The organism is Halobaculum rarum (assembly GCF_040025155.1).
Lineage (GTDB): Archaea > Halobacteriota > Halobacteria > Halobacteriales > Haloferacaceae > Halobaculum > Halobaculum rarum.
This window is the reverse complement of record NZ_CP157275.1, coordinates 2,207,623-2,226,195: the sequence shown is the minus strand read 5'-3', so window position 1 is coordinate 2,226,195 and position 18,573 is coordinate 2,207,623. Positions and strand designations below refer to the sequence as shown.

22 protein-coding genes are annotated in these 18,573 nt (G+C 68.6%); 12 read left to right on the top strand and 10 right to left on the bottom strand.

The window, feature by feature from the left end; all coding sequences use genetic code 11:
* Positions 1-175 precede the first annotated feature (175 nt).
* The gene (hflX, locus tag ABJD39_RS11515) at positions 176-1,525 is read left to right on the top strand and encodes a GTPase HflX (protein ID WP_348608666.1); all 1,350 of its coding nucleotides are present in this window, start codon (positions 176-178) and stop codon (positions 1,523-1,525) included.
* Between the two features lie 394 nt (positions 1,526-1,919).
* On the top strand, positions 1,920-2,735 hold the full coding sequence (locus tag ABJD39_RS11510) for an inositol monophosphatase family protein (protein WP_348608664.1): 816 nt from the start codon (positions 1,920-1,922) through the stop codon (positions 2,733-2,735).
* A 74-nt stretch (positions 2,736-2,809) separates the two neighbouring features.
* On the opposite strand, the gene ABJD39_RS11505 is transcribed toward ABJD39_RS11510, so the two are convergent.
* From ABJD39_RS11505 to ABJD39_RS11495, 3 genes are all read right to left on the bottom strand, one after another.
* A complete protein-coding gene (locus tag ABJD39_RS11505) occupies positions 2,810-3,145 on the bottom strand; it encodes a thioredoxin family protein (protein ID WP_348608662.1) in 336 nt (111 codons plus the stop codon).
* A gap of 238 nt (positions 3,146-3,383) precedes the next feature.
* Entirely contained in the window at positions 3,384-4,049 is a 666-nt protein-coding gene (locus ABJD39_RS11500; protein ID WP_348608659.1) for a 2,5-diamino-6-(ribosylamino)-4(3H)-pyrimidinone 5'-phosphate reductase, read from the bottom strand.
* Positions 4,050-4,076: 27 nt separating this feature from the next.
* A complete protein-coding gene (locus ABJD39_RS11495) occupies positions 4,077-4,409 on the bottom strand; it encodes an uS10/mL48 family ribosomal protein (protein WP_348608657.1) in 333 nt (110 codons plus the stop codon).
* A gap of 227 nt (positions 4,410-4,636) precedes the next feature.
* Between ABJD39_RS11495 and ABJD39_RS11490 the strand changes: the two genes are divergently transcribed.
* Together ABJD39_RS11490 and ABJD39_RS11485 are read left to right on the top strand one after the other, a co-directional pair.
* Complete coding sequence (locus ABJD39_RS11490; RefSeq protein WP_348608654.1) at positions 4,637-5,098, top strand: bis(5'-nucleosyl)-tetraphosphatase; 462 nt, start codon at positions 4,637-4,639, stop codon at positions 5,096-5,098.
* 105 nt (positions 5,099-5,203) lie between these two features.
* A complete protein-coding gene (locus ABJD39_RS11485; protein WP_348608651.1) occupies positions 5,204-6,190 on the top strand; it encodes a DUF5787 family protein in 987 nt (328 codons plus the stop codon).
* Positions 6,191-6,281: 91 nt separating this feature from the next.
* On the opposite strand, the gene ABJD39_RS11480 is transcribed toward ABJD39_RS11485, so the two are convergent.
* A complete protein-coding gene (locus tag ABJD39_RS11480; RefSeq protein ID WP_348608650.1) occupies positions 6,282-6,797 on the bottom strand; it encodes a DUF5797 family protein in 516 nt (171 codons plus the stop codon).
* Between the two features lie 109 nt (positions 6,798-6,906).
* Between ABJD39_RS11480 and ABJD39_RS11475 the strand changes: the two genes are divergently transcribed.
* Complete coding sequence (locus ABJD39_RS11475) at positions 6,907-7,683, top strand: enoyl-CoA hydratase/isomerase family protein (RefSeq protein WP_348608648.1); 777 nt, start codon at positions 6,907-6,909, stop codon at positions 7,681-7,683.
* A gap of 170 nt (positions 7,684-7,853) precedes the next feature.
* Here the strand turns inward: ABJD39_RS11475 and ABJD39_RS11470 are convergent, their stop codons facing one another.
* The 3 genes from ABJD39_RS11470 to ABJD39_RS11460 all read right to left on the bottom strand — a co-directional run bounded on the left by ABJD39_RS11470 (position 7,854) and on the right by ABJD39_RS11460 (position 9,250).
* Positions 7,854-8,126, bottom strand: a complete 273-nt coding sequence (locus ABJD39_RS11470; protein WP_348608645.1) for a HalOD1 output domain-containing protein — start codon at positions 8,124-8,126, stop codon at positions 7,854-7,856.
* A 75-nt stretch (positions 8,127-8,201) separates the two neighbouring features.
* Positions 8,202-8,534, bottom strand: coding sequence for a DUF7344 domain-containing protein (locus ABJD39_RS11465; protein WP_348608643.1), 333 nt, complete (start codon positions 8,532-8,534; stop codon positions 8,202-8,204).
* A gap of 200 nt (positions 8,535-8,734) precedes the next feature.
* On the bottom strand, positions 8,735-9,250 hold the full coding sequence (locus tag ABJD39_RS11460) for an Lrp/AsnC family transcriptional regulator (protein ID WP_348608640.1): 516 nt from the start codon (positions 9,248-9,250) through the stop codon (positions 8,735-8,737).
* A gap of 173 nt (positions 9,251-9,423) precedes the next feature.
* On the opposite strand from ABJD39_RS11460, the gene ABJD39_RS11455 reads away from it, so the two are divergent.
* Positions 9,424-9,678, top strand: coding sequence for a hypothetical protein (locus ABJD39_RS11455; RefSeq protein WP_348608638.1), 255 nt, complete (start codon positions 9,424-9,426; stop codon positions 9,676-9,678).
* 129 nt (positions 9,679-9,807) lie between these two features.
* The gene (locus ABJD39_RS11450; RefSeq protein WP_348608635.1) at positions 9,808-10,134 is read left to right on the top strand and encodes a transcription factor S; all 327 of its coding nucleotides are present in this window, start codon (positions 9,808-9,810) and stop codon (positions 10,132-10,134) included.
* Between the two features lie 82 nt (positions 10,135-10,216).
* Here ABJD39_RS11450 and ABJD39_RS11445 read toward each other — a convergent pair whose 3' ends face one another.
* Complete coding sequence (locus ABJD39_RS11445; protein ID WP_348608632.1) at positions 10,217-10,786, bottom strand: tRNA (cytidine(56)-2'-O)-methyltransferase; 570 nt, start codon at positions 10,784-10,786, stop codon at positions 10,217-10,219.
* Positions 10,787-11,041: 255 nt separating this feature from the next.
* On the opposite strand from ABJD39_RS11445, the gene ABJD39_RS11440 reads away from it, so the two are divergent.
* From ABJD39_RS11440 to ABJD39_RS11430, 3 genes are all read left to right on the top strand, one after another.
* The gene (locus ABJD39_RS11440) at positions 11,042-11,986 is read left to right on the top strand and encodes an SDR family NAD(P)-dependent oxidoreductase (protein ID WP_348608629.1); all 945 of its coding nucleotides are present in this window, start codon (positions 11,042-11,044) and stop codon (positions 11,984-11,986) included.
* Between the two features lie 56 nt (positions 11,987-12,042).
* Positions 12,043-12,978 (top strand): NAD-dependent epimerase/dehydratase family protein, encoded by a 936-nt coding sequence (locus ABJD39_RS11435; protein WP_348608626.1) that lies wholly within the window; start codon positions 12,043-12,045, stop codon positions 12,976-12,978.
* A 406-nt stretch (positions 12,979-13,384) separates the two neighbouring features.
* Positions 13,385-14,245, top strand: coding sequence for a DUF2797 domain-containing protein (locus ABJD39_RS11430; protein ID WP_348608623.1), 861 nt, complete (start codon positions 13,385-13,387; stop codon positions 14,243-14,245).
* A 63-nt stretch (positions 14,246-14,308) separates the two neighbouring features.
* Here the strand turns inward: ABJD39_RS11430 and ABJD39_RS11425 are convergent, their stop codons facing one another.
* Together ABJD39_RS11425 and ABJD39_RS11420 are read right to left on the bottom strand one after the other, a co-directional pair.
* A complete protein-coding gene (locus ABJD39_RS11425) occupies positions 14,309-16,048 on the bottom strand; it encodes a MutS-related protein (RefSeq protein WP_348608620.1) in 1,740 nt (579 codons plus the stop codon).
* A 143-nt stretch (positions 16,049-16,191) separates the two neighbouring features.
* Entirely contained in the window at positions 16,192-16,596 is a 405-nt protein-coding gene (locus ABJD39_RS11420) for a CopG family transcriptional regulator (RefSeq protein WP_348608617.1), read from the bottom strand.
* Between the two features lie 192 nt (positions 16,597-16,788).
* Here ABJD39_RS11420 and ABJD39_RS11415 point away from each other — a divergent pair, with 192 nt between their 5' ends.
* Together ABJD39_RS11415 and ABJD39_RS11410 are read left to right on the top strand one after the other, a co-directional pair.
* Entirely contained in the window at positions 16,789-18,174 is a 1,386-nt protein-coding gene (locus ABJD39_RS11415; RefSeq protein WP_348608614.1) for an MFS transporter, read from the top strand.
* Positions 18,175-18,275: 101 nt separating this feature from the next.
* Complete coding sequence (locus ABJD39_RS11410) at positions 18,276-18,566, top strand: ribonuclease P protein component 4 (RefSeq protein WP_348608611.1); 291 nt, start codon at positions 18,276-18,278, stop codon at positions 18,564-18,566.
* Positions 18,567-18,573: the final 7 nt, after the last annotated feature.

Genomic DNA, 18,573 nt, shown 5'->3' with positions numbered 1-18,573 from the left:
CGATAGCCACGTCGGCCGTGAAACCGTGAACGGAGCGTGTCCGGGCGGGGTTGCGGTCGCGATCACGTGACGCGGGCGGGAAACTTGTCGGACGGCACCGGCGCGGAATTGAAGTCCTCCGACCGCGTACTCGCGCGTATGCACGCACAGCCGCACAGCACGAACCGCGAGGTGGGTGACAGCCATCCCTGACCGCCGCACCGGGGAGGCGCCGACGGCGGTCGTCGCGAAACGCGTCGACCGCGGGCGCGCCGACCTGACGGAGATCACGGAGCTCGCGACCGCGGCGGGGTACGAGGTGACCGCGTCGCTGACACAGACCCGGGATCAGGACCCCGCCTACCACTTCGGGGAGGGGAAAGCCGACGAGCTCGCGCGGCTCGTCGCGCGCGAGGACGCAGACGTCGTGATCATCGATAACGAGGTCGGCCCGTACCAGACGTTCAACATCGGGTCGAAGCTTCCGGAGGGAGCCGAGGTGGTCGACCGCTTCACGCTCATCCTCGACATATTCGGCCAGCGCGCGCAGACGCGCAAGGCGCAGCTCCAGGTCGAGCTCGCGGGGCTGCGCTACGAACTCCCCCGCGCCGAGGTGAAAGCGAGTCTCGCCAAGCGCGACGAGCGACCCGGCTTCATGGGCCTCGGCGAGTATGACGAGTCGCGCGAGCGCGACATCAAGGCCCAGATCAGCCGGATCAAAGACGAGCTCGACGCTATCGCCGAGACCGAGGAGAAGCGTCGCGAGCAGCGCCGTGAGTCCGGGTTCGATCTGGTCGCGCTGGCGGGATACACCAACGCCGGGAAGTCGACGCTGCTTCGACGTCTCGCGGACGACCTCGACGTCGACGAGAACGCGGAGAAACATCCCGACCTCGACTCGACCGCGGAGTCACAGAACCAGCTGTTCACCACGCTCGGGACGACGACCCGCCGCGCGAACACGGGCAAGCGCGACGTGCTGCTCACCGACACGGTCGGGTTCATCTCCGACCTGCCGCACTGGCTGGTGGAGTCGTTCGAGTCGACGCTGCAGTCGGTGTATCACGCCGATCTCGTCCTGCTCGTCGTCGACGCCAGCGAGCCCGTCGAGGAGATGCGCGAGAAGCTCGTCACGTCTCACGACACGCTGTACGAGCGCAACGAGGCGCCCATCGTTACGGTGTTCAACAAGGTGGACCGCCTGAGCGACGACGAGCTCCGTCACAAGCGGGAGGCGCTGTCCGCGCTGGCACCGAATCCGGTGTGCGTCTCCGGGTTGACCGGAGACCGGATCGATGACCTGCGCGAGCGCGTCGAGGCGGAGCTCCCCGACTGGAAACGCGAACGGCTGTTGCTCCCGCTGTCCGACGACGCGATGAGCCTCGTCTCGTGGGTGCACGACAACGGCCACGTCGAGCGCGAGGAGTACGACGCCACGCAGGTCGAGTTGGAGTTCGAGGCACCGCCGTCGGTCGTCGAACAGGTGCGGTCGCGCGCGGCTGACCTCGACCGGGAAGCACCTCCGGAATCCGTCGAATCCCCGTAGCTACCGGCCGCGAACACGCGGTCGTACCGCTCGTTTTCGCCCCTTCCAGCGCTGTTAGCCTGTGAATACCAAACAGTCACCCGTCCGACGCCGCGGTCGAGATGCACCAACACAGGTACAGATACCACGTCGTCTGCCGCGACTGTCCCACAGAGCTTCTGAGCGACTCCGGGCGCGACGCGGCTCGGGTCGCCGCGGACCACGAGAACACCGCGGGTCACGACGTGGCGATCGGCCGCGTGGACTGACCGGATCCGCACGTTCGGCCGTGCCACCCGCGAGTGTCGTCCGCGATCGTTGCCCGTGAGCACCGGCCACGCGGTGGCTGTGGACGCCCACCTCTCCGATCCACACGGATCGACCGACGCTTGTAGCGGGAGCCCGACCGGCACGTATGACCGATCAGCCGTCGGCGCCGACAGGGATCGACGACCGGCTCGAAACCGCCGTCGCCGCAGCCGAACGCGGTGGAAGCGTCGCGCTCGACGCGTTTCGCTCGGCGCTCGAGGTGGAGACGAAGGCGGACGGGCCGATGGACGCCGTCACCGCCGTCGATCGCGCGGTCCAAGAGCACGTCATCGAGTACATCGGCGAGACGTACCCCGGCGACGCCGTCGTCGGGGAGGAGGACGACGCGCTGAAGTCGGTTCCGGAGACGGGTATCGCCTGGGTCATCGACCCGATCGACGGGACCGTTAACTACGCGAAGGGGAACCGTGTCTGGATGACGAGCGTCGCCGTCTGTCGCGACGGAGCGCCCCTCGCCGCGGCGAACTACGCCCCGGCGACCGACGATCTGTACGTCGCCGGCGACGATATCGCACGCCGGAACGGAGAGCCCGCGACAGTCAGCGAGATCGACGACCCGAAGGCGTTCCTCGTCAACCCCGTGTTCGGCGTGTCCCGACCCCACCGGCGGAGCCTGATGGACGCCGTCGATACCGTACTCGCCGAGTTCGGCGATATGCGGCGGTTCGGCTGCGCGCAGGCGGCGCTGTCGGGCGTCGCGACCGGCGAACTCGATGCCGTCGTCTCGACGGTCGAACTCAACGCCTGGGACACTGCCGCCGGTGTCCACTTGATCCGGCGGGCCGGCGGCTGCGCGACCGACGTGAACGGCGAGCGTTGGCGTCCGGGCTCGCAGGGACTGATCGCCTCGAACGGCGAGGCGCACGGCACGCTCGTCGACGCGCTCGAGCCCGGCGAGTGATCGGAGACTCGGCGAGGCGCAGTCGCATGCGAGACGGCGTTCTGCTCCGATATCCGCGTCGTCGGCGCCGCCGCTTACTGCAGCCGGTCGATAACCTGCAGGAGCGACTCCTTCTCCTGGACGCCGACGAGACGCTCGGCCTCCTCCCCGTCGGCGTAGAACTGCAGCGCCGGGATGCCGCGTACCCCGGCGGCGGCGGCGAGCCCCTGGAACGCGTCGACGTCGACTTTGAGAACAGTCAACCCGTCGACCTCGGCCGCGAGCTCCTCGACCGTCGGCTCCAACATCTTACACGGGCCACACCAGTCGGCGTGGTAATCGACGAGCACGAGCCCCTCGCTCGTCAGCTCCGCGAACTGCTCTTCGCTTTCGACGTGAACGGGTTCCCCGGCGGCAGTGTTGCTGCTCATATCGGCTATTTGGCGAGTTGGCGTGTTAACCGTTCCACTCGAGTGTCGGCGTCGCGCACGACCGCGAAACCGCGGACCGTGCGCTGAAAACACGCTCGTTACCGCGAGCACCGTCGCTGTCGGGCGAGGCGAACAGGCGACTCGCGGCGCGGCCGCGTCCGTCGATGAGTCGCGCACCCGCTGAGCGACGGACGGCGTGGGTCAGCGCATACGACGGGCTGGCCCCGTCTCCGGTACTTCAAGTCTCGTACGAGAGCAGCACGCCGTCGTCGACGCGTGCAACGTCGACCAGCTCCAGCCGCGGGAAGTCGTCGACGAACCCCTCGCCGTCCGCGAGCGTCGGCGCGTTACGGCCGCCGATCACGAGCGATCCGACGTAGAGGGTGAGTTCGTCAACCAGACCTGCGTCGAACAGCGAGAAGATCACTTCGCCGCCGCCTTCCACCATGACGCGCTCGATCCCCTCGCGTTCGAGCGCGTCGAAGGCCGCTCGGAGGTCGACACGGCCGTCATCGCCGCCGGCGGCGACGGCCTCCGCGCCGGCGTCGCGGAGATCCGCCAGCCGGTCCGGGTCCGCCTCATCGCTCACGAGCAGGTAGGTCGTCGCCTCGTCGTCGAGGATCCGGGCGTTCGATGGTGTGCGAGCGCGGGAGTCGGCGACGAGGCGGGCGGGATTCCCGGAACGGCCGTCACGGAGGCGCTGGACGCGGCGGTCCTCCTCGTCGAGCGTGAGGTGCGGGTCGTCCGCGAGGACGGTGCCGACGCCGACGAGCACGGCATCGGCGGCCGCGCGGATCCGGTCGACGCGGTCGAAGTCGGCGGCGCCGCTGATTCGGACCTGCTCGCGGCGGCGCGAGGAGAGCTTCCCGTCGACGGAGACGGCGGCGTTGACGTGGACGTACACGTGAGCGGGGATCTATCGTCCGGCGGCTCAGTTCTGTCGGTGACCGAGCGGCTTCTTCTGTTCGAGTTCGATCTCGACGTGGACGGAGTCGGGGAAGTCCATGTGCCCGACCTCGCGGGCGATGTGGTCGTTCCCGTGGATCTCGAGGCGGCGTGCGAACACCTCGAACGTCCACTCGCCGAGCTCGTTCCCGGAGGAGAGGCCCTCGTACAGCGGCACGCGGATACGTTCTGAAGGTTCCGTGTGGGGGCCCTTGCACTCGGCGCCCTTTCGTTCCAGCATCTCGCGGAGGCTGTTCACGGTGTCGTCGAGCGCGGCCCGGTCCCCGCTTTGGAACCGAAGCTTGGTTACGAAGGTCATGAGCTGGGGTCTACCGTTCTGTTTCGCCGGAGCGGCAAAAGCGCATCTACCCGCGCACCGCCACGCGGGAGGCTCACACGGGCGTCGTTGGGGCGCTCAACAACGGGTCGAAACGGGGGACCGGAGGCAGGCTCGCGGTCGCTGGGGGCCGCACAGGCGTCGTTCCGGCCGATGGGGCGGTCTCGGCTCCGACATACTCTTCAACCGGGGTAGCTTACCTGTCGCTAATGCCGGTCGAAGCGACTAGCGCTGGAGCCATCCTCTTCCGCGACACCCGCGGCCGCAGGGAGTACTTGCTCCTGAAGAGCCGACCCGGGGACTGGGAGTTCCCCAAGGGCGGGGTCGAAGGGAAAGAGGAACTCCAGCAGACGGCGATCAGAGAAGTGACTGAGGAGGCGGGAGTCGAAGACTTCCGTCTCATCGACGGCTTCCGCAAGGAGTACGACTACGTGTTCGAGGCGGGCGGCAACACCATCCACAAGACGGTGCACCTGTTCATCGCCCACTCGTTCGAGGCCTCCGCGGAGCTGTCGACCGAACATCGCGACCTCCAGTGGCGCGACTACAAGCAAGCGCTCAACACCATCACGCAGGACGGCCCCCGAGATATCCTCGAGGAGGCCCACGACTACCTGGACGATCTCAAGGCCACCGAGGCGGACGGCTACCTCCTCGGGTCCGAGAGCTGACCGGGAGCGCCCCGCAGCACAGCCGGATCGGAACCGCCGGAACGCGGCGGGCGGCACAGTGGTGACACCGAAACCGGTTAGTTCGCGTCCGCGCCACCTCCGGGTGTGTTTCGGGGCGCCGGCGACAGCGAGTTCGCCTTCGAGCTGCTCGTCAGCCGGTGGGCCGAACTCGCCTGGCACCCCGCCGACGGCGACCGTCCAGTCGTCGTCGCGCGGCAGCTCGGCACCCGCGAGCGCCGCTGGGACACCGTCGTGCTGGAGGTCGACCCCGACGCGCTGGCGGCGCGGCGCGCGTTCGGCGAGCGGACGCTCGACTCGGACCTCCTGCGTGTCGTCCGTGGGGCGCCCGCGGACTACCGGTGGTATCGGGACGCCCTCGAGGACCCGGGGTTCCCGTGGCGCTACGTCCGCGAGGCCGTCCACCGCGCGGCCGGCCGCGACCTGCTCGAGAAACGTCGCGGGGCGAACGGTCGAATCGAGTTCCGGCGCCTGCGCCACTATCCCGACTGGGTCGAGCGCGTAGTTGCGATCGAGAACAAGCCGGATCTGGACGCCAGCGCCGCGGCCGCGCTGTCGGATCAGCTTCGCCACGACGTGGAGTCGGGTCTCGCCGACGAGGTGTGGGTCGCCACCGCCGCGACCGGGGATCGGGTGTCGCCGGCGCTGTTGGAGGATATCCCCGTAGAGGTGGGCGTCATAGAGTTCGACTTCTCGGACGGCGTCCACGCCGGTGCGGGGGAGGTCGTCTGGCACCCGACCGCGCTCGACGCCGACGGCGACCCACGAACCCGGCTATTGTTGGCCGAGCGCGCCTACGGCAAGGGGTGGCGCTCGTTCCGGGAGACGATGCGGCCGGACTGTCGTCACTTCGAGCTTCGCAGGGAGGGACGCGCGCTCGTTCCATACTGTGCAGCGAAGGAACGGGTCCCGACGGCCGCCGAGTGCAAGGGCAGGTGTCCGGAGTTCTCGCCGGAGCCGCCGCAGTGGCGGACGAACGGCTGGCCGATCGAGGGCGGTCCGGGGAAGGGGATCCGGGCGCTGTTGGAACGGCGGCGCGAGCGGGAGCGGCAACGAGCGGTCGAACACGAGTGAAAGTGAGGGAGAGGGTGAGGATGAGAGTGAGGGAGAGGGTGAGAGTGAGCCGGTGCGCCGAATGGGACCGACCGACGAACCGTGAGTCGTGTCAGGCGTCGTCGGCGACGACCACTTCGATCTCCTCGCGCGGCACCGCCAGTTTGAACGTCGGCACCGTGCGGTAGACGACCTCGACGACGTTCTTGCGCCGGAGGCTCTGGAGCGCGCGACGCACGTCGCCGGCCTCGGGGTCGACGCCGTACTCCTCGCGGACCTTGTTCAGCACGGAGACGACCGACTCCGAGCGTTCGTCGTGGTCGGCGACGACGCGGAACACCTGCTCGTGGAGTTCGGGGACCGTGATCCGCTCGGGCACCGCGTTCGGGTCGTCCTCGTCGTCGACGACGCCGGGCTCGACGCCGGTGAGTTCGGCGGCCTCGGTCGTCGCCCGGATGAGGCTGTTGTCGTCGCGGTAGTAGTAGTCCGTCAGGTGGGTCTCCAGATAGCTGTGCACGTCGCTGCCGCTGTCCATCCCCCACCGGTCGCCGAGCTCGCTGTTCTTCGTCGGCTGGAGCCGCACCACGTCGGCGAGCCGCTCCAGCTCCTCGTCGGTGAGGTCGCTCATCGCCGGGGGCTTCCCCGCCGGGGTATTTGGGCCTCCCGGTTGCGGTGTCCGCGGTCCGTGGAATGCCGTCGGGGAAACGATTAGGTCGCGACGCCGTGATGCACTGCGCGTGCCCGAATCAGACACCGTCATCCTCGACATCGACGACGAGGTCGCCACGATCACGATCGACCGCCCGGACAAGCTCAACGCCCTGAACGTCGAGACGCTGGAGGCGCTCCGGACGGCCGTCGCCGAGGCGGAGGACGCCGACGTCCGCGCGCTCGTGCTCACCGGCGCGGGCGAGGAGGCGTTCATCGCCGGCGCCGACATCAGCTACATGAAGGACCTCGGTACGCCCGAGGCGCAGGCGTACGCCGAGTTGGGTCACGACATCGCGCGCTCGCTGGAGACGTTCCCCGCGCCCAGCATCGCCGCGGTTAACGGCTACGCCTTCGGCGGCGGGTGCGAACTCGCGCTGGCGTGCGACCTCCGCGTCGCCGCCGAGAACGCCGTCTTCGGTCAGACCGAGATCGACCTCGGGATCGTCCCCGGCTGGGGCGGTACCCAGCGGCTCCCCCGACTCGTCAACGACGAGGTCGCCCGACGGCTGATCCTCTTCGGCGACCGCATCGACGCGACCGACGCCCACGAGTACGGTATGGTCGGCGAGGTGGTCGCCCACGATCAACTCGACTCCAGAATCGACGAGCTGACCGCCGACCTCGCTGCCCAGCCGAAGTTCGCCGTCGCGGCGGCGAAGGAGGCGATCAATCAGTCGTACGAGACGGGCCTCGGTGCGGGGCTGGAGTACGAGCAGCGCGTCTTCTCGGGACTGTTCGGAACGCCGGATCAGCGCGAGGGGATGGACGCGTTCGTGAACAAGCGGGATCCCGAGTTCGAGTAAGCCGCGCCAGCGGGGACGTACGTCTTCCGACTATCCGCATCCGTGGGAATCCGGGTGGTTCGCTATCTTCCCTCCAGAAACGGCCGTTAGGAGGGTGTGCGAGTTGACCGATGGCTTCGTCCAACCGAGCGTGGATACGCTACCGTTGTCCGGGATCCGGCCGACAGCGGTTACGTGACTTTGACGAACTTCGCGGCGCCGCTCTGCTCGACGGTAATACGGTAGCCGCTGTACGTGAACTCGATCGTCATCTGTGCCTCCGGTGACGGCGGATTCGAATACAACTCCGATATCATCCCGTCGATGCAGTCGTAGGCCGTTGTCAATTCGTCTGCCTGCGTTCCCTCAAGGTCGGCGACGACTTCCGCTATCGCAACGGTCGGCTCCTCTCTGTCAGTGTTCAGTTCCCGGCGAACGATTTCGTCGTCGTGGGGGTCTGTCATCGTCTCTCTCTCGTTCGGCGTCGTGAACGGAATGGATGTGGTCGAGGCACTATTGGATGTAGTTGAGACACTGTCTCAATCGCCCGCGATGGTCGGTGCATAGCCGTCGATACGTGCCGCTTGGTCGATGAACTGGCCGTGCCCAGTTCCCTCGTCGAGTTCAACCGATTGCCCGTCCTGGGCGACCGTGATGAGGCCCGCATCGGTGAGTTTCGGGAGGTGCATATGACGGAGGGAGATCTCGATGTGGTCGGTCGTGCCGCTCCCGGCCGTCGCGGCTGAACCGTCCAGTTCATTGGCGAGCATCGCTGTGAGGGTATCGACGGCGACTACCTCGGAGTGCGTTCGCAGGTAGTACAACACGTAGCGTCGGTAGGGATGCGTCAACACGTCGAACGTCTCGTCCAAACCCGCTGTGTTCGATGGTGCCACTGCCTCCCCTCCGGGCCGGACCGACTTAATGTCTTTTTCAATATAATTCTACATATTTGATAATACCGAGCAAACCCGGGAGTTTGCTTGACTTCTCCAAGGAAGCAGGGTCAGTAGACTGGGGAGCCGGAGGAAGAATTCAGTACTCCAACCACTCTCTTCACTTCGGCGAGCGGTTATTCTTCGGTCGAACCGATCTCCTCGGGCGCATCGGCGTCCTCGCCGGCGAACTCCTGATGGAAGTGATTCCACGGCTGGATATGTTCTTCTGCCAGAATGTTGCTACTCACGATCCGCAGGCCGAGGTCGTCTAACTGGTCGGTACTCTCCTCGATATCGGAGGTGGATTCGGCGACCACCTCGACGTGGATGTTCTCCTCGCCCGAGAGCATCTCCCGGACGTTGACGACTCCCCGAACGTCGAGGGCGTTCTTCGCCATCTCCCTCCGGCGGGAGAGGTCCGTCGAGCAGATGAACAACACCTGCATCGGATACCCCGCCTTCTCGTAGTCGAGTTCCGGATTGTAGCCGGTGATGATGCCCTTTTCCTCCAGTTGCTTGATCCGGTTGTGGATGGTCGTTCCGGTCACGTCCGTTTCCTCCGCGATGTCCGTGTCGGAGGCCCCGCGGGCGTCTATCTGCAACAGGTGCAGGATGCGGCGGTCGAGATTGTTGAGTGGATTATCGCTCATGACGGTTGTTTCGGTGCCGAGTCAGTTGAGTCGCTCGCTCGGACAGGACGCGCGTGGAGTCTTTCCTCCGTACGTAGTCGTCAGTCACACTACCAGCGAGCACCCAATCGATCAGCGAACGACCGGGATCCAACACTACGGTGATATTCTTCGGCGACGTAGCATCGGCCCACATGACCACCGTCAGGCTGTCGCGGGTGGAGTCGTTGTTCGAGGAGTTGACCTACCCCGTCGCTCGCGATCGCGCGGCGGAGCGGTTCTCGGACGTGACGCTCCGGTTCTCGGACGGCGACGGGAACCTCGGCGAGTACGTCGGCGAGTGCCCCAGCGAGACGTTCGACTCGGCCAACGACCTGTACGCCGACCTCAACAACGTCCTCCCGGTGGAGGCCGTCGGCGAGCCCGGACAGTCCGAGGGGGACGGCTGAGGCGTCGCCGACGATCGCCGTCCAGCCGCGGTCGTTGCCGGAGAGTATCGTCCGACAGCTGTCGCCGTGTCCGAGTGGGGTCCGGGGAGAACCCGGATCTTAAGTACGAAGACGGCGGACCGAGGGGACATGCAATTCTGCGACGAGTGCGGATCGATGATGAAAGCGGACGACGACACGTGGGTGTGCGGGTCGTGCGGCCACGAGGAACTTCGCGACGAGGCGACCGAGGCGGGGATGACGACGACTCAGGGGCAGGAGGGCTCCGCCGTGGTCGACGTCTCCGAGGTGGACCAATCGGAGGTCGGCCCGACGGTCGAACAGAAGTGCCCCGAGTGCGACGAGGTGCAGACCGTGCGCTACGAACTGAAGCAGATCCGCGCGGCCGACGAGTCCGAGACCCGCTTCTTCACGTGCACCGAGTGCGGCCAGAAGTGGCGCGAGGACGACCACTGAGCGGCGGGCGTCGCGGTAACAGTACCGGTTCTGCGGCGTCGCGTTCGTACCGTAACCGACCAGCATTGGGGTTGCCCCAGCCCTACTCGCCGTCGTCGGTGCCTTCTGTGTCCGCGTCCTCGGGGTCGACCACGCGCTTGCCGGTCCCCTGTGGGATCACCCGCCGGTCGGCGTCCTCCCATTCCCGCTCCAGTTCCTCGCCCTCGAACAGGCGGTCGAGGAAGACGGCGAGGCCGGCGACCTCCGAGTGGGGCTGGTTCGTGACGCCGACGTTGTAGTCGGCCTCCTCGTAGAAGTCGAACGGGACCTTCTCGCCGCCGACCACGACGAGGAGGGGTGTCCCCTCGTCGACGGAGTCGGCACGGACCTCGGCTTCAACGTCCTGCACACGCTCGCCGTACATCGTGAGGTGGACGACCGTTCCCGCCCAGTTGCGCGTGAACGCACGCTGATCGTCGCGCAACTCGACGGCGAAGGGGCCGCCGAAGCGGTCGGTGATGTCGCGAACCGTCTCGGCGGACTGGCCGGCGTTGTCCGGGAGGATCACGCGATCGGCGCCGAGCGCGCGCGCCGTGAGCCCCACGTGGGTCGTCATCCGGTCGTCCCGTCCGGGACGGTGGCCGTACCGGAGGACGACGACGTCGTCGTTCATACGTGGGGAATGACGCGCCCGCGTAAGGGCGGTTCGCTTCCCATGCGAGGGCGAGCGCAGCGAGCCCTCGGACAGGTGCGGCGAGCTTGTGGGCGAGCCGCAGAGAGGATCGGAAGGCCGAGCGCAGCGAGCCCTCGGGTAGGTGCGGCGAGCTTGTGGGCGAGCCGCAGAGAGATCGGTAAGGCCGAGCGCAGCGAGCCCTCGACCACGGAGACCGCCGACGGCGCTTTCCGCTCCGAGCCCCTCCCATCGTTCATGCGACACTACCCCGAGGACATCGCCGGCGTCGGCGACGAGCGGCTGGTCGGGAAGACGGCACTGGTGACCGGGTCGACCAGCGGGATCGGCAAGGAGGCGGCGCTATCGCTGGGACGGCTTGGAGCGCACGTGATCGTCCACGGCCGCGACGGCGAGGCCGGGTCGGCGGTGGTCGACGAAATCGACGCCGGCGTCAACGAGGGCACCGCGGAGTTCGTCGCCGCCGACTACGCGGAGCCGGGGGAGGTGAGCGCGCTCGCGGACGCGACGCGACAAGCCGCCGGCGACGACGGGCTCGACCTCCTGTGCAACAACGCGGGCGGCTACTTCCGCGAGGCGCGGCTCACCGACCTCGGCGTCGAGTACACCTTCCACGTGAACCACCTCGCGCCGTACCAGCTCACCGCCGAGTTGCTCGACGATCTGGCCGACGATGCCCGGGTGATCACCACCTCCTCGGACGCCCACCGCGGGGGCCAGATCGACCTCGACACGGTGGAATCGGTGGACGACTTCTCCTCGTGGCGCGCGTACCAGCGCTCGAAGCTGGCGAACGCGCAGTTCGCCGCCGAACTCGCCCGCCGCCTCCGCGCCCACGACCGCGACGTCACCTCGAACAGCTTCCATCCGGGCGCGATCCCCGGTTCGGGCTTCCTCCGGCACCTCCCCGGACCGCTCTCGCGGGTCGCCGGTGCGCTCGGTCGGCTCCCCTTCACGACGACGCCCGCGGAGGGGGCGGCCACCGCGGTGTATCTCGCCGTCGCCGACGAGGCCGCGGACGCGACGGGACGGTACTTCGCGGACTGTCGCGAGAAGAAGCCCTCCACGGAGGCACAGGACCCGCACGCACAGCGGCGGCTGTGGGAACGTAGCGCCGAGTTGCTCGGGATCGACGAGCCGCTTGCGGACCCCGCGGCCGCCGAGATCGAACCGTCCGCCTGATCGCGGGCGGATCCCGGACCGCAAGACCTTTTCTGCGCGCTCGCCCGCGGAACGTCATGGACTTGACCGGAACCGCCGCGCTCGTCACCGGCGGCGGCGGCCTGATCGGCTCGCACCTCGCGGGACACCTCCAGTCCGAGTACGACGCGGACGTGCGCGTCGCCGACGATTTCTCGAAGGGCGAGCGCGACCGGATCCCCGACGGCGTCGACGTGATCGAGGCCGACCTGACCGACGAAGCCGAGACGCGCGAGGCGGTGACGGCCGACCTCAATATCGTGTTCCACCTGGCGGCGTACACGGACACGAACTTCGACGACGACCGCCGGCTGTTCGAGGAGAACACCGAGATGACGTACAACGTCCTCGAGGCGATGGAGGACGCCGGGGTCTCGAACCTCGCGTTCACCTCCTCTTCGACCGTTTACGGCGAGGCGCCCCGCCCCACCCCGGAGGACTACGCCCCCCTGGAGCCGATCAGCATCTACGGCTCCTCAAAGCTCGCCGACGAGGCGATCATCTCGACGTACGCGAAGAGCTACGGGTTCACCGCGTGGGTGTACCGCTTCGCCAACATCGTCGGCCCGTACCAGCGCGGCAACGTCGTCCCCGACTTCATCCAGAAGCTGCAGGCCGACCCCGCGGAACTGGAGATCCTCGGCGACGGCCGCCAGGAGAAGTCGTACCTCCACGTCACCGACTGCGTCGACGCGATGTGCCACGTCGTCGAGCACGGCGAGCGCGACCTCAACACGTACAACCTCGGCTCACGGACGACCACCTCGGTGAATCGCATCGCCGACATCGTCGCCGGGGAGATGGGGCTCGACCCCGAGTACAGCTACACCGGCGGCGACCGCGGCTGGACCGGCGACGTGCCCAAGATGCGCCTCTCCGTCGAGAAGCTCGCCGCGCTCGGCTGGGAGCCGCCGGCCTCCAGCGACGACGCCGTCCGCGCCGCGACGCGGGATCTCCTCGAAGAGCTGCGTTGAGGGGTCAAAACCGGTATAGAGAACTATTTACTCGGTGGTGAAAAACTATTTACTGTCGGCGTTCGTAGACGTTAGTATGAATCAGTACCGCCAGACGACCTACGGAGAAGTAGCCGACTCGATCCGCCGGATCAACGATCGCGCCGTCTCGCTGGGTCGGCCCGCCGGCGCCGACTGACCGCGGACGGACCAAACCGGCTCGGTGCCCCCGTCCGGCACGACGACGTCATCGACGCCCCGACCTCGGCGTCGGTCGCCGTCAGCGACACGTCCGGCGGTTCGCTCATGCTGCCGGGTCGAGGCGTCGCGAGAAGAACCACGTGCCGGCTGGACAGTCGGACCACGCCGACCCGTCGGTGTGGTCGAAGAGGACACCGCTTTAGCCCATCGGGAGCTAGCCCCCACCGTGCAGATCGTGGGCTACGAGACGCCGGCGGGCGCGCTGTTCGTGAGCGACGGCGCGCCGGATCCGGACGCCCCGCCCGGAGTCGCGACCGGGGACGTTGACCGGCTCGCGCTCGACCCCGGAACGGAGCTGTCGTGGCGCCTCGGCGAGCGACACTGCGCGGGCACGGTCCACGACGGCGGACACGTCGCCTGCGGGAACGAGGCGGCACCGTACTGCGAGGACCACCGCTCGACCTGGGTGTGCGCGCGGTGTACCGGGACGTGCCTCAAAGACGAGATGGACTGTTTCGACGACCACGCGGTCTACGTCGCGGCGTTCGCCCCTGACACGTTCAAGGTGGGCGTGACGAAGGAGTGGCGACTCGACACCCGCCTTCGCGAGCAGGGCGCCGACCGGGCGGTTCACCTGCGAACCGTCGACAACGGCCGGGTCGCCCGCGAGATCGAGGCCGGGATCGCCGCCCACGGCCTGGAACGCGTCGCCGGCGACGGCGGCGAAAACGGGACTCACGGCTTCCCCGACGGCGACCCGGACGGCGACGGCCTCCCCGACCGCGTCCGCGTGCCGACGAAGATCGCCGGTCTCGGGGCGGACGTCGACGACGACGCCTGGGCGGCGCTGCTCGACGGCGTCGACTACGAGGGTCGATTCGAGTTCGACTACGGACTCGACCTCGCCGAGCGTCCCGTGGCCGAGACGCTCGTCTCGGGCACCGTCGTCGGCACCAAAGGCCGGATCCTCGTGCTGGAGAACGGGGGGACGACGTACGCCGTCGACGTGCGCGACCTCGTCGGGTACGAGGTCGTCGAGGGCGACAGCGAGCGCGACCTCCAGTCCAGTCTGGGCGCGTTCGGGTAGCCCGCCCCGAAGCCGCCGGATCGCCCCGTGGAGCAGCGGTATCCCGAGACCGGGCCCACGAGACTACTGCTCGCCGCCCACCCACTCCGCGTCCGAGAGCGTCCGCTGCACGGCCTCCTCGCCGACGGCGGACGCCAGCTCCTCGAACCCCTGGCGAACCGCGCGATCGCCGGCGTTGGCGACGAGCCGCGAGACGATGAACTCCGGCGTGGACTTGCCGACGACGCCGAAGCGGGGCTGGTAGTCGACGAGCAGATCCAGATCGCTCGTCAGCCCCTCGGCGAAGATGCCGTCCACGCGCGCGGCGTCGGGCAGCGGCGAGAGGTCCTCCGCGAGGTGGGTGACGTACACGCCGACCGCGCCGCGGTCGACCGTGAGTTCCACGAGCCCGTTGAGCAGGTCGGCCGCGCGGCCGGGTTCGGTGATCGCCTCGAACTCGTCGACGAGCATCAGCGTCCGTCCCTCGCCGACCAGCGGCGGGACGACCGACTTCAGCGTCGACTCCAGCACGCCGGCGTTGAACGAGGCGTGCCGGCGGTGGAACACGACGGTGTCGAACCGGCCGACCTCGGCCGCCTCGGCGGGGACGGGCAGTCCCATCGACGCGAGGATCACGACCTGACAGACCGTCTCCAGCAGCGTCGTCTTCCCGCCGGAGTTCGCCCCCGTGAGGACGGCAACGCGGTCGCCGGCGGGCGCATCGCCCGAGAGTCCGTGGTCGCCGACGCCGTAGGTGACCGGCTGTACGTCACCCGCGAGGAACAGGTTCCGGGCGTTCGTGACCGCGACGCCCTCCGCGTCGAGAACCGGCCGGGAGAGGTCGTGTGCGACGGCGAAGCGCGCCAGCGAGAGGAGGAAGGCGATGGTGCCGACGGCGGAGGCGACGGCGTCGACATCGGCGCCGCCCGCCTCGACGTTCTCCTCTAGCTCCGCGCGGACCTCGGCGGCACGCTCGTCCGCCTCCGCCGCCAGCTCGTCCGCGAGCGTGCGGAGCGTGGAGCCGACGAAATCCGCGGAGTCGACGGCGCCGTCGGGGCCGGCCGACTCGACACGCCCGCGTGTGAGTCCCGTCTCCTCGGCGACGTATTCGACGACCGCCGACTGAAACGCGTCGGCGTCGCGGGCGCCGCGCTCACGGACCGTCTCGACCACGTCGAACGCCGAATCCGCGAGGTCGCGAGCGCTGGCCGCGCGCTCGCGCAGGCGGTCGAGGCGCTCGTCCGCACCCGACGCGACGCCGTCGTCGGTGAGCGCGGCGAGCGCGGCGGCGGCCTCCCGGAGGCTCGCCTCGTCGACGCCGTCGAGCGCGGCGAAGGTGCCCCCGCGCAGGCCGGCCTCCCGAAGCGCGAGCGCGCACTCGACGGCCGCGCGGTCGGTGCCGCCGGCCTCGTCGTACTCGGCGAACGCATCGAGGACCGCCTCGCGGTCGGCCTCGTTCAGGCCGGCCCACGCGTCGCGGGCTTCGAGCACGTCGTCGAGGCGGTCCTCGCGCCGCTCGTCGCTCGTGAGCGGCGTGAGCACGCGCACCCGATCGGCGGCGTGGTCGGTGACGGCGTAGCCCGCCGCGATGTCGAGCAGGTCGTCGTACACCTCGCGGGCGTCGCGCGTCCCGAAGAGGTCCATCGCCTCCTTCCCGCTCGCCCGGCGGAGCACGCGGGTCGCGCGACCGCGGGGAACGCCGGCGTCCACGAGCGCGCGCACGTCCGCGGACTCGATGGCGGCGATCGCGGCCTCCTCGCCGAGCGACTCGCGGAGCGTCTCGGCGGTCTTCGGCCCGACGCCCCAGTACTGTTCCAGTCGCATACGAGTCCGTGTGGACGGAGGGGTGTAGACGGTACCGGTCGACCGGCGGGCGGTAGAACGGACGCGGAACCCACAGAATCGGGAGAACGGAACCGGCAGCGACAGAGCTGGTGTGACGAGGGCGGCTGCGACCGATCTGACCGTTAGACGCCGGAACCCGAGCCGTTCTCGGCGCGGTCGCGGTAGACGCGGAGGAGTTCCTCGAGGACCATCCCCGAGCGGTCGGTCGTCTCGTAGTTCTCGTCGATGAACTGCTCGGCCTCCGCGAAGTCGTTGCGCAGGCCGAGTTGTCGGACGGTGATGACCGCGTTGAGGAAGTCGCGGCCGCCGTCGGCGCCGATCAGTACGGGCTCCTCCTGCAGGTCGAGTTCGTCGCGGATCTCGCCGTAGTTGAACGTCTCCGGCTCCCAGTCGTCGCTGACGAGCGCGAGCACGTACTCCGCGGAGAATCGGTAGAACTCGGACTTGCTCTCGAAGACGCCGTCGTCGACGAGCGCGTCGATCTCGTCGACGACCTTGTCAGGGTACCGAACAGTGTCCTTAGCCATTCCGAGTTCCTCCTTCGTCAAGTGCTTATACCGAACCGTATAGAGTCTTTTGGTTACTTGACAGACTCGATACTGGGAACTTGCTGTATGAGCGCTCTATCAATTGAATACCGACTCTGATACGCAGAGGCGACATTCGTTCCGTCCAAGCAAACCGTACCGTTCACTAGCCCGCTGGTCGAACGCCGGCGCGTGCACCGTCCCTCGCTCGACGCCGTCCGCGGCTTCGACCGCGCCGTCTACGTCGTCGCGCTGGGGCAGCTGATCAACGTCTTCGGCGGCGGGCTCGTCTACCCGTTCGCGACGGTTCACTTCCACCTGCAGGTCGGCATCGCGCTGTCGGTTGTCGGGCTCGGGCTCGGCGCCAAGAGCGTGTCGACGGCCGCGGGGACGGCCGTCGGCGGACTCCTCGCGGACGTCGTCGGCCGCAAGCCCGTGATGGTCGCGTCGATGGCGCTGTCGGCGGTCGCGCTCGCGGCGTTCGCGTTCGTCCCCGAGATCGCCGGCGCCGTCCCGTCAACGATCCCAGTCACGACCGGGGTCTCCGCGCTGGGCGTCGCGTTCGTCGGCGTCTGTGTCGCCTCGGGGTTCGTCCGCGGGCTGTACACGCCGGCGAGCCACGCGATGACCGCGGACCTCACCGACGCGGCCGAGCGCGACCGCGGGTACGCCCTCCTGAAGGTCGCAAACAACGTCGGCTTCGGCGCCGGCTTCGTCGTCGGGGGCGCGCTCTACTCGGTCGCCTCGGTCGCCGTCTTCGTCGCCGACGGCGCCACCTCGGCGGTCGTCGCGGTTGTGATCCTCCTGTTCGTGCCGCGCGGCGCGGGTGACGACGACGACGAACGAGCGGCCGCCGCGGACAGCGAAGCCGCCGCGAGCCCCGGCGCACTCGCGGCCTGGTGGCGAGCGGCGACCCGCCCGCGGGTGCTCGCGCTGGCCGGCGTCAACGTCGGCTTCGCGGTCATGTACGCGCAGATGCAGACGACGGTCCCCATCGTCGCCAAGGAGGGGCTGGGCCTCACGGCCGCCCAGCTCGGCACGCTGTACGTCGTGAACCCGGTCACGATCGTCGTCCTGCAGATCCCGCTGGTCGACGCCATCGGCGGCTGGCGTCGCACCCGGGGACTCGCCGTCTCGGCGTGCTTCTGGGCCGTCGCGATGCTTGCGGCGTGGGGAGCGGATCTCTTCCGCATCCCCGAGGGCGCCGGACTCGCCACCCCGGCGGTGCTTCTGGGTGTAGCGCTCGTCGGCGGCCACCTCTTCCTCCGGACGGTCGGGGAGGTCCTCCACTCCCCGTTGGCGTCCGCGCTGATGTCGGACCTCGGGAGCGCGACCGAGCGCGGAACACAGCTGTCGATGCTCGAGGTCGCCAAGCGCCTCGGCATCGGGCTCGGCTCGTTCGCGGGCGGGCTGTTCTTCGATTACGGGATGTCGGGCCTACTGTGGCCGACACTCGTCGCGGTGTGCGGGCTCGTCGTCGTGGCGCTGCTGTGGCTGGAGCGGTCCGTGACGCCAGTCGAGAACGGCGCCGTCGGCGACGCGACGGCGGCCGCGGTCGAACCCGCGAGCGACGAGTGACGGCCGACTCGCTCGCTTCCGCCGAAGCAGCCACGATCCCCGCGGCGACACACCCGAAACCGCTATCCGTGGGCGTCGTCGACGATCAGATACTGTCCCCGATGAACGACGCACGGATCGCCGAGGAGCGTATCGACCGCCTCGCGGAGTTCGCCCGGCAGCTGACTCGCGCCGGCGACGACGAGCGGGCGCGCGAGGCAGTCAGACTCGCGCGGCGGATCGCGGAGCGACACCGCTGCGGGCTCCCCCGGCAGTTCGACCGATTCACCTGCGACGCGTGCGACGCGTACCTCCTTCCCGGCCGCAACGCCCGGGTCAGGCTGCAGGAGGGAAGCCACGTCGTGATCCGCTGTGACTGCGGCGCGACGGAGCGTTATCCGTACCGGGAGTAACGGGAAG

What these genes read in the sequence shown, in the direction of transcription:
- ABJD39_RS11425 (WP_348608620.1), bottom strand. Translation starts at nt 16,048, where the DNA reads ATGCGACTGGAACAGTACTGGGGCGTCGGGCCGAAGACCGCCGAGACG.
- ABJD39_RS11460 (WP_348608640.1), bottom strand. Translation starts at nt 9,250, where the DNA reads ATGAGCGATAATCCACTCAACAATCTCGACCGCCGCATCCTGCACCTG.
- ABJD39_RS11490 (WP_348608654.1), top strand. Translation starts at nt 4,637, where the DNA reads ATGCCGGTCGAAGCGACTAGCGCTGGAGCCATCCTCTTCCGCGACACC.
- ABJD39_RS11495 (WP_348608657.1), bottom strand. Translation starts at nt 4,409, where the DNA reads ATGACCTTCGTAACCAAGCTTCGGTTCCAAAGCGGGGACCGGGCCGCG.
- ABJD39_RS11480 (WP_348608650.1), bottom strand. Translation starts at nt 6,797, where the DNA reads ATGAGCGACCTCACCGACGAGGAGCTGGAGCGGCTCGCCGACGTGGTG.
- ABJD39_RS11440 (WP_348608629.1), top strand. Translation starts at nt 11,042, where the DNA reads ATGCGACACTACCCCGAGGACATCGCCGGCGTCGGCGACGAGCGGCTG.
- ABJD39_RS11445 (WP_348608632.1), bottom strand. Translation starts at nt 10,786, where the DNA reads ATGAACGACGACGTCGTCGTCCTCCGGTACGGCCACCGTCCCGGACGG.
- ABJD39_RS11455 (WP_348608638.1), top strand. Translation starts at nt 9,424, where the DNA reads ATGACCACCGTCAGGCTGTCGCGGGTGGAGTCGTTGTTCGAGGAGTTG.
- ABJD39_RS11410 (WP_348608611.1), top strand. Translation starts at nt 18,276, where the DNA reads ATGAACGACGCACGGATCGCCGAGGAGCGTATCGACCGCCTCGCGGAG.
- ABJD39_RS11450 (WP_348608635.1), top strand. Translation starts at nt 9,808, where the DNA reads ATGCAATTCTGCGACGAGTGCGGATCGATGATGAAAGCGGACGACGAC.
- ABJD39_RS11505 (WP_348608662.1), bottom strand. Translation starts at nt 3,145, where the DNA reads ATGAGCAGCAACACTGCCGCCGGGGAACCCGTTCACGTCGAAAGCGAA.
- ABJD39_RS11470 (WP_348608645.1), bottom strand. Translation starts at nt 8,126, where the DNA reads ATGACAGACCCCCACGACGACGAAATCGTTCGCCGGGAACTGAACACT.
- ABJD39_RS11510 (WP_348608664.1), top strand. Translation starts at nt 1,920, where the DNA reads ATGACCGATCAGCCGTCGGCGCCGACAGGGATCGACGACCGGCTCGAA.
- ABJD39_RS11420 (WP_348608617.1), bottom strand. Translation starts at nt 16,596, where the DNA reads ATGGCTAAGGACACTGTTCGGTACCCTGACAAGGTCGTCGACGAGATC.
- ABJD39_RS11435 (WP_348608626.1), top strand. Translation starts at nt 12,043, where the DNA reads ATGGACTTGACCGGAACCGCCGCGCTCGTCACCGGCGGCGGCGGCCTG.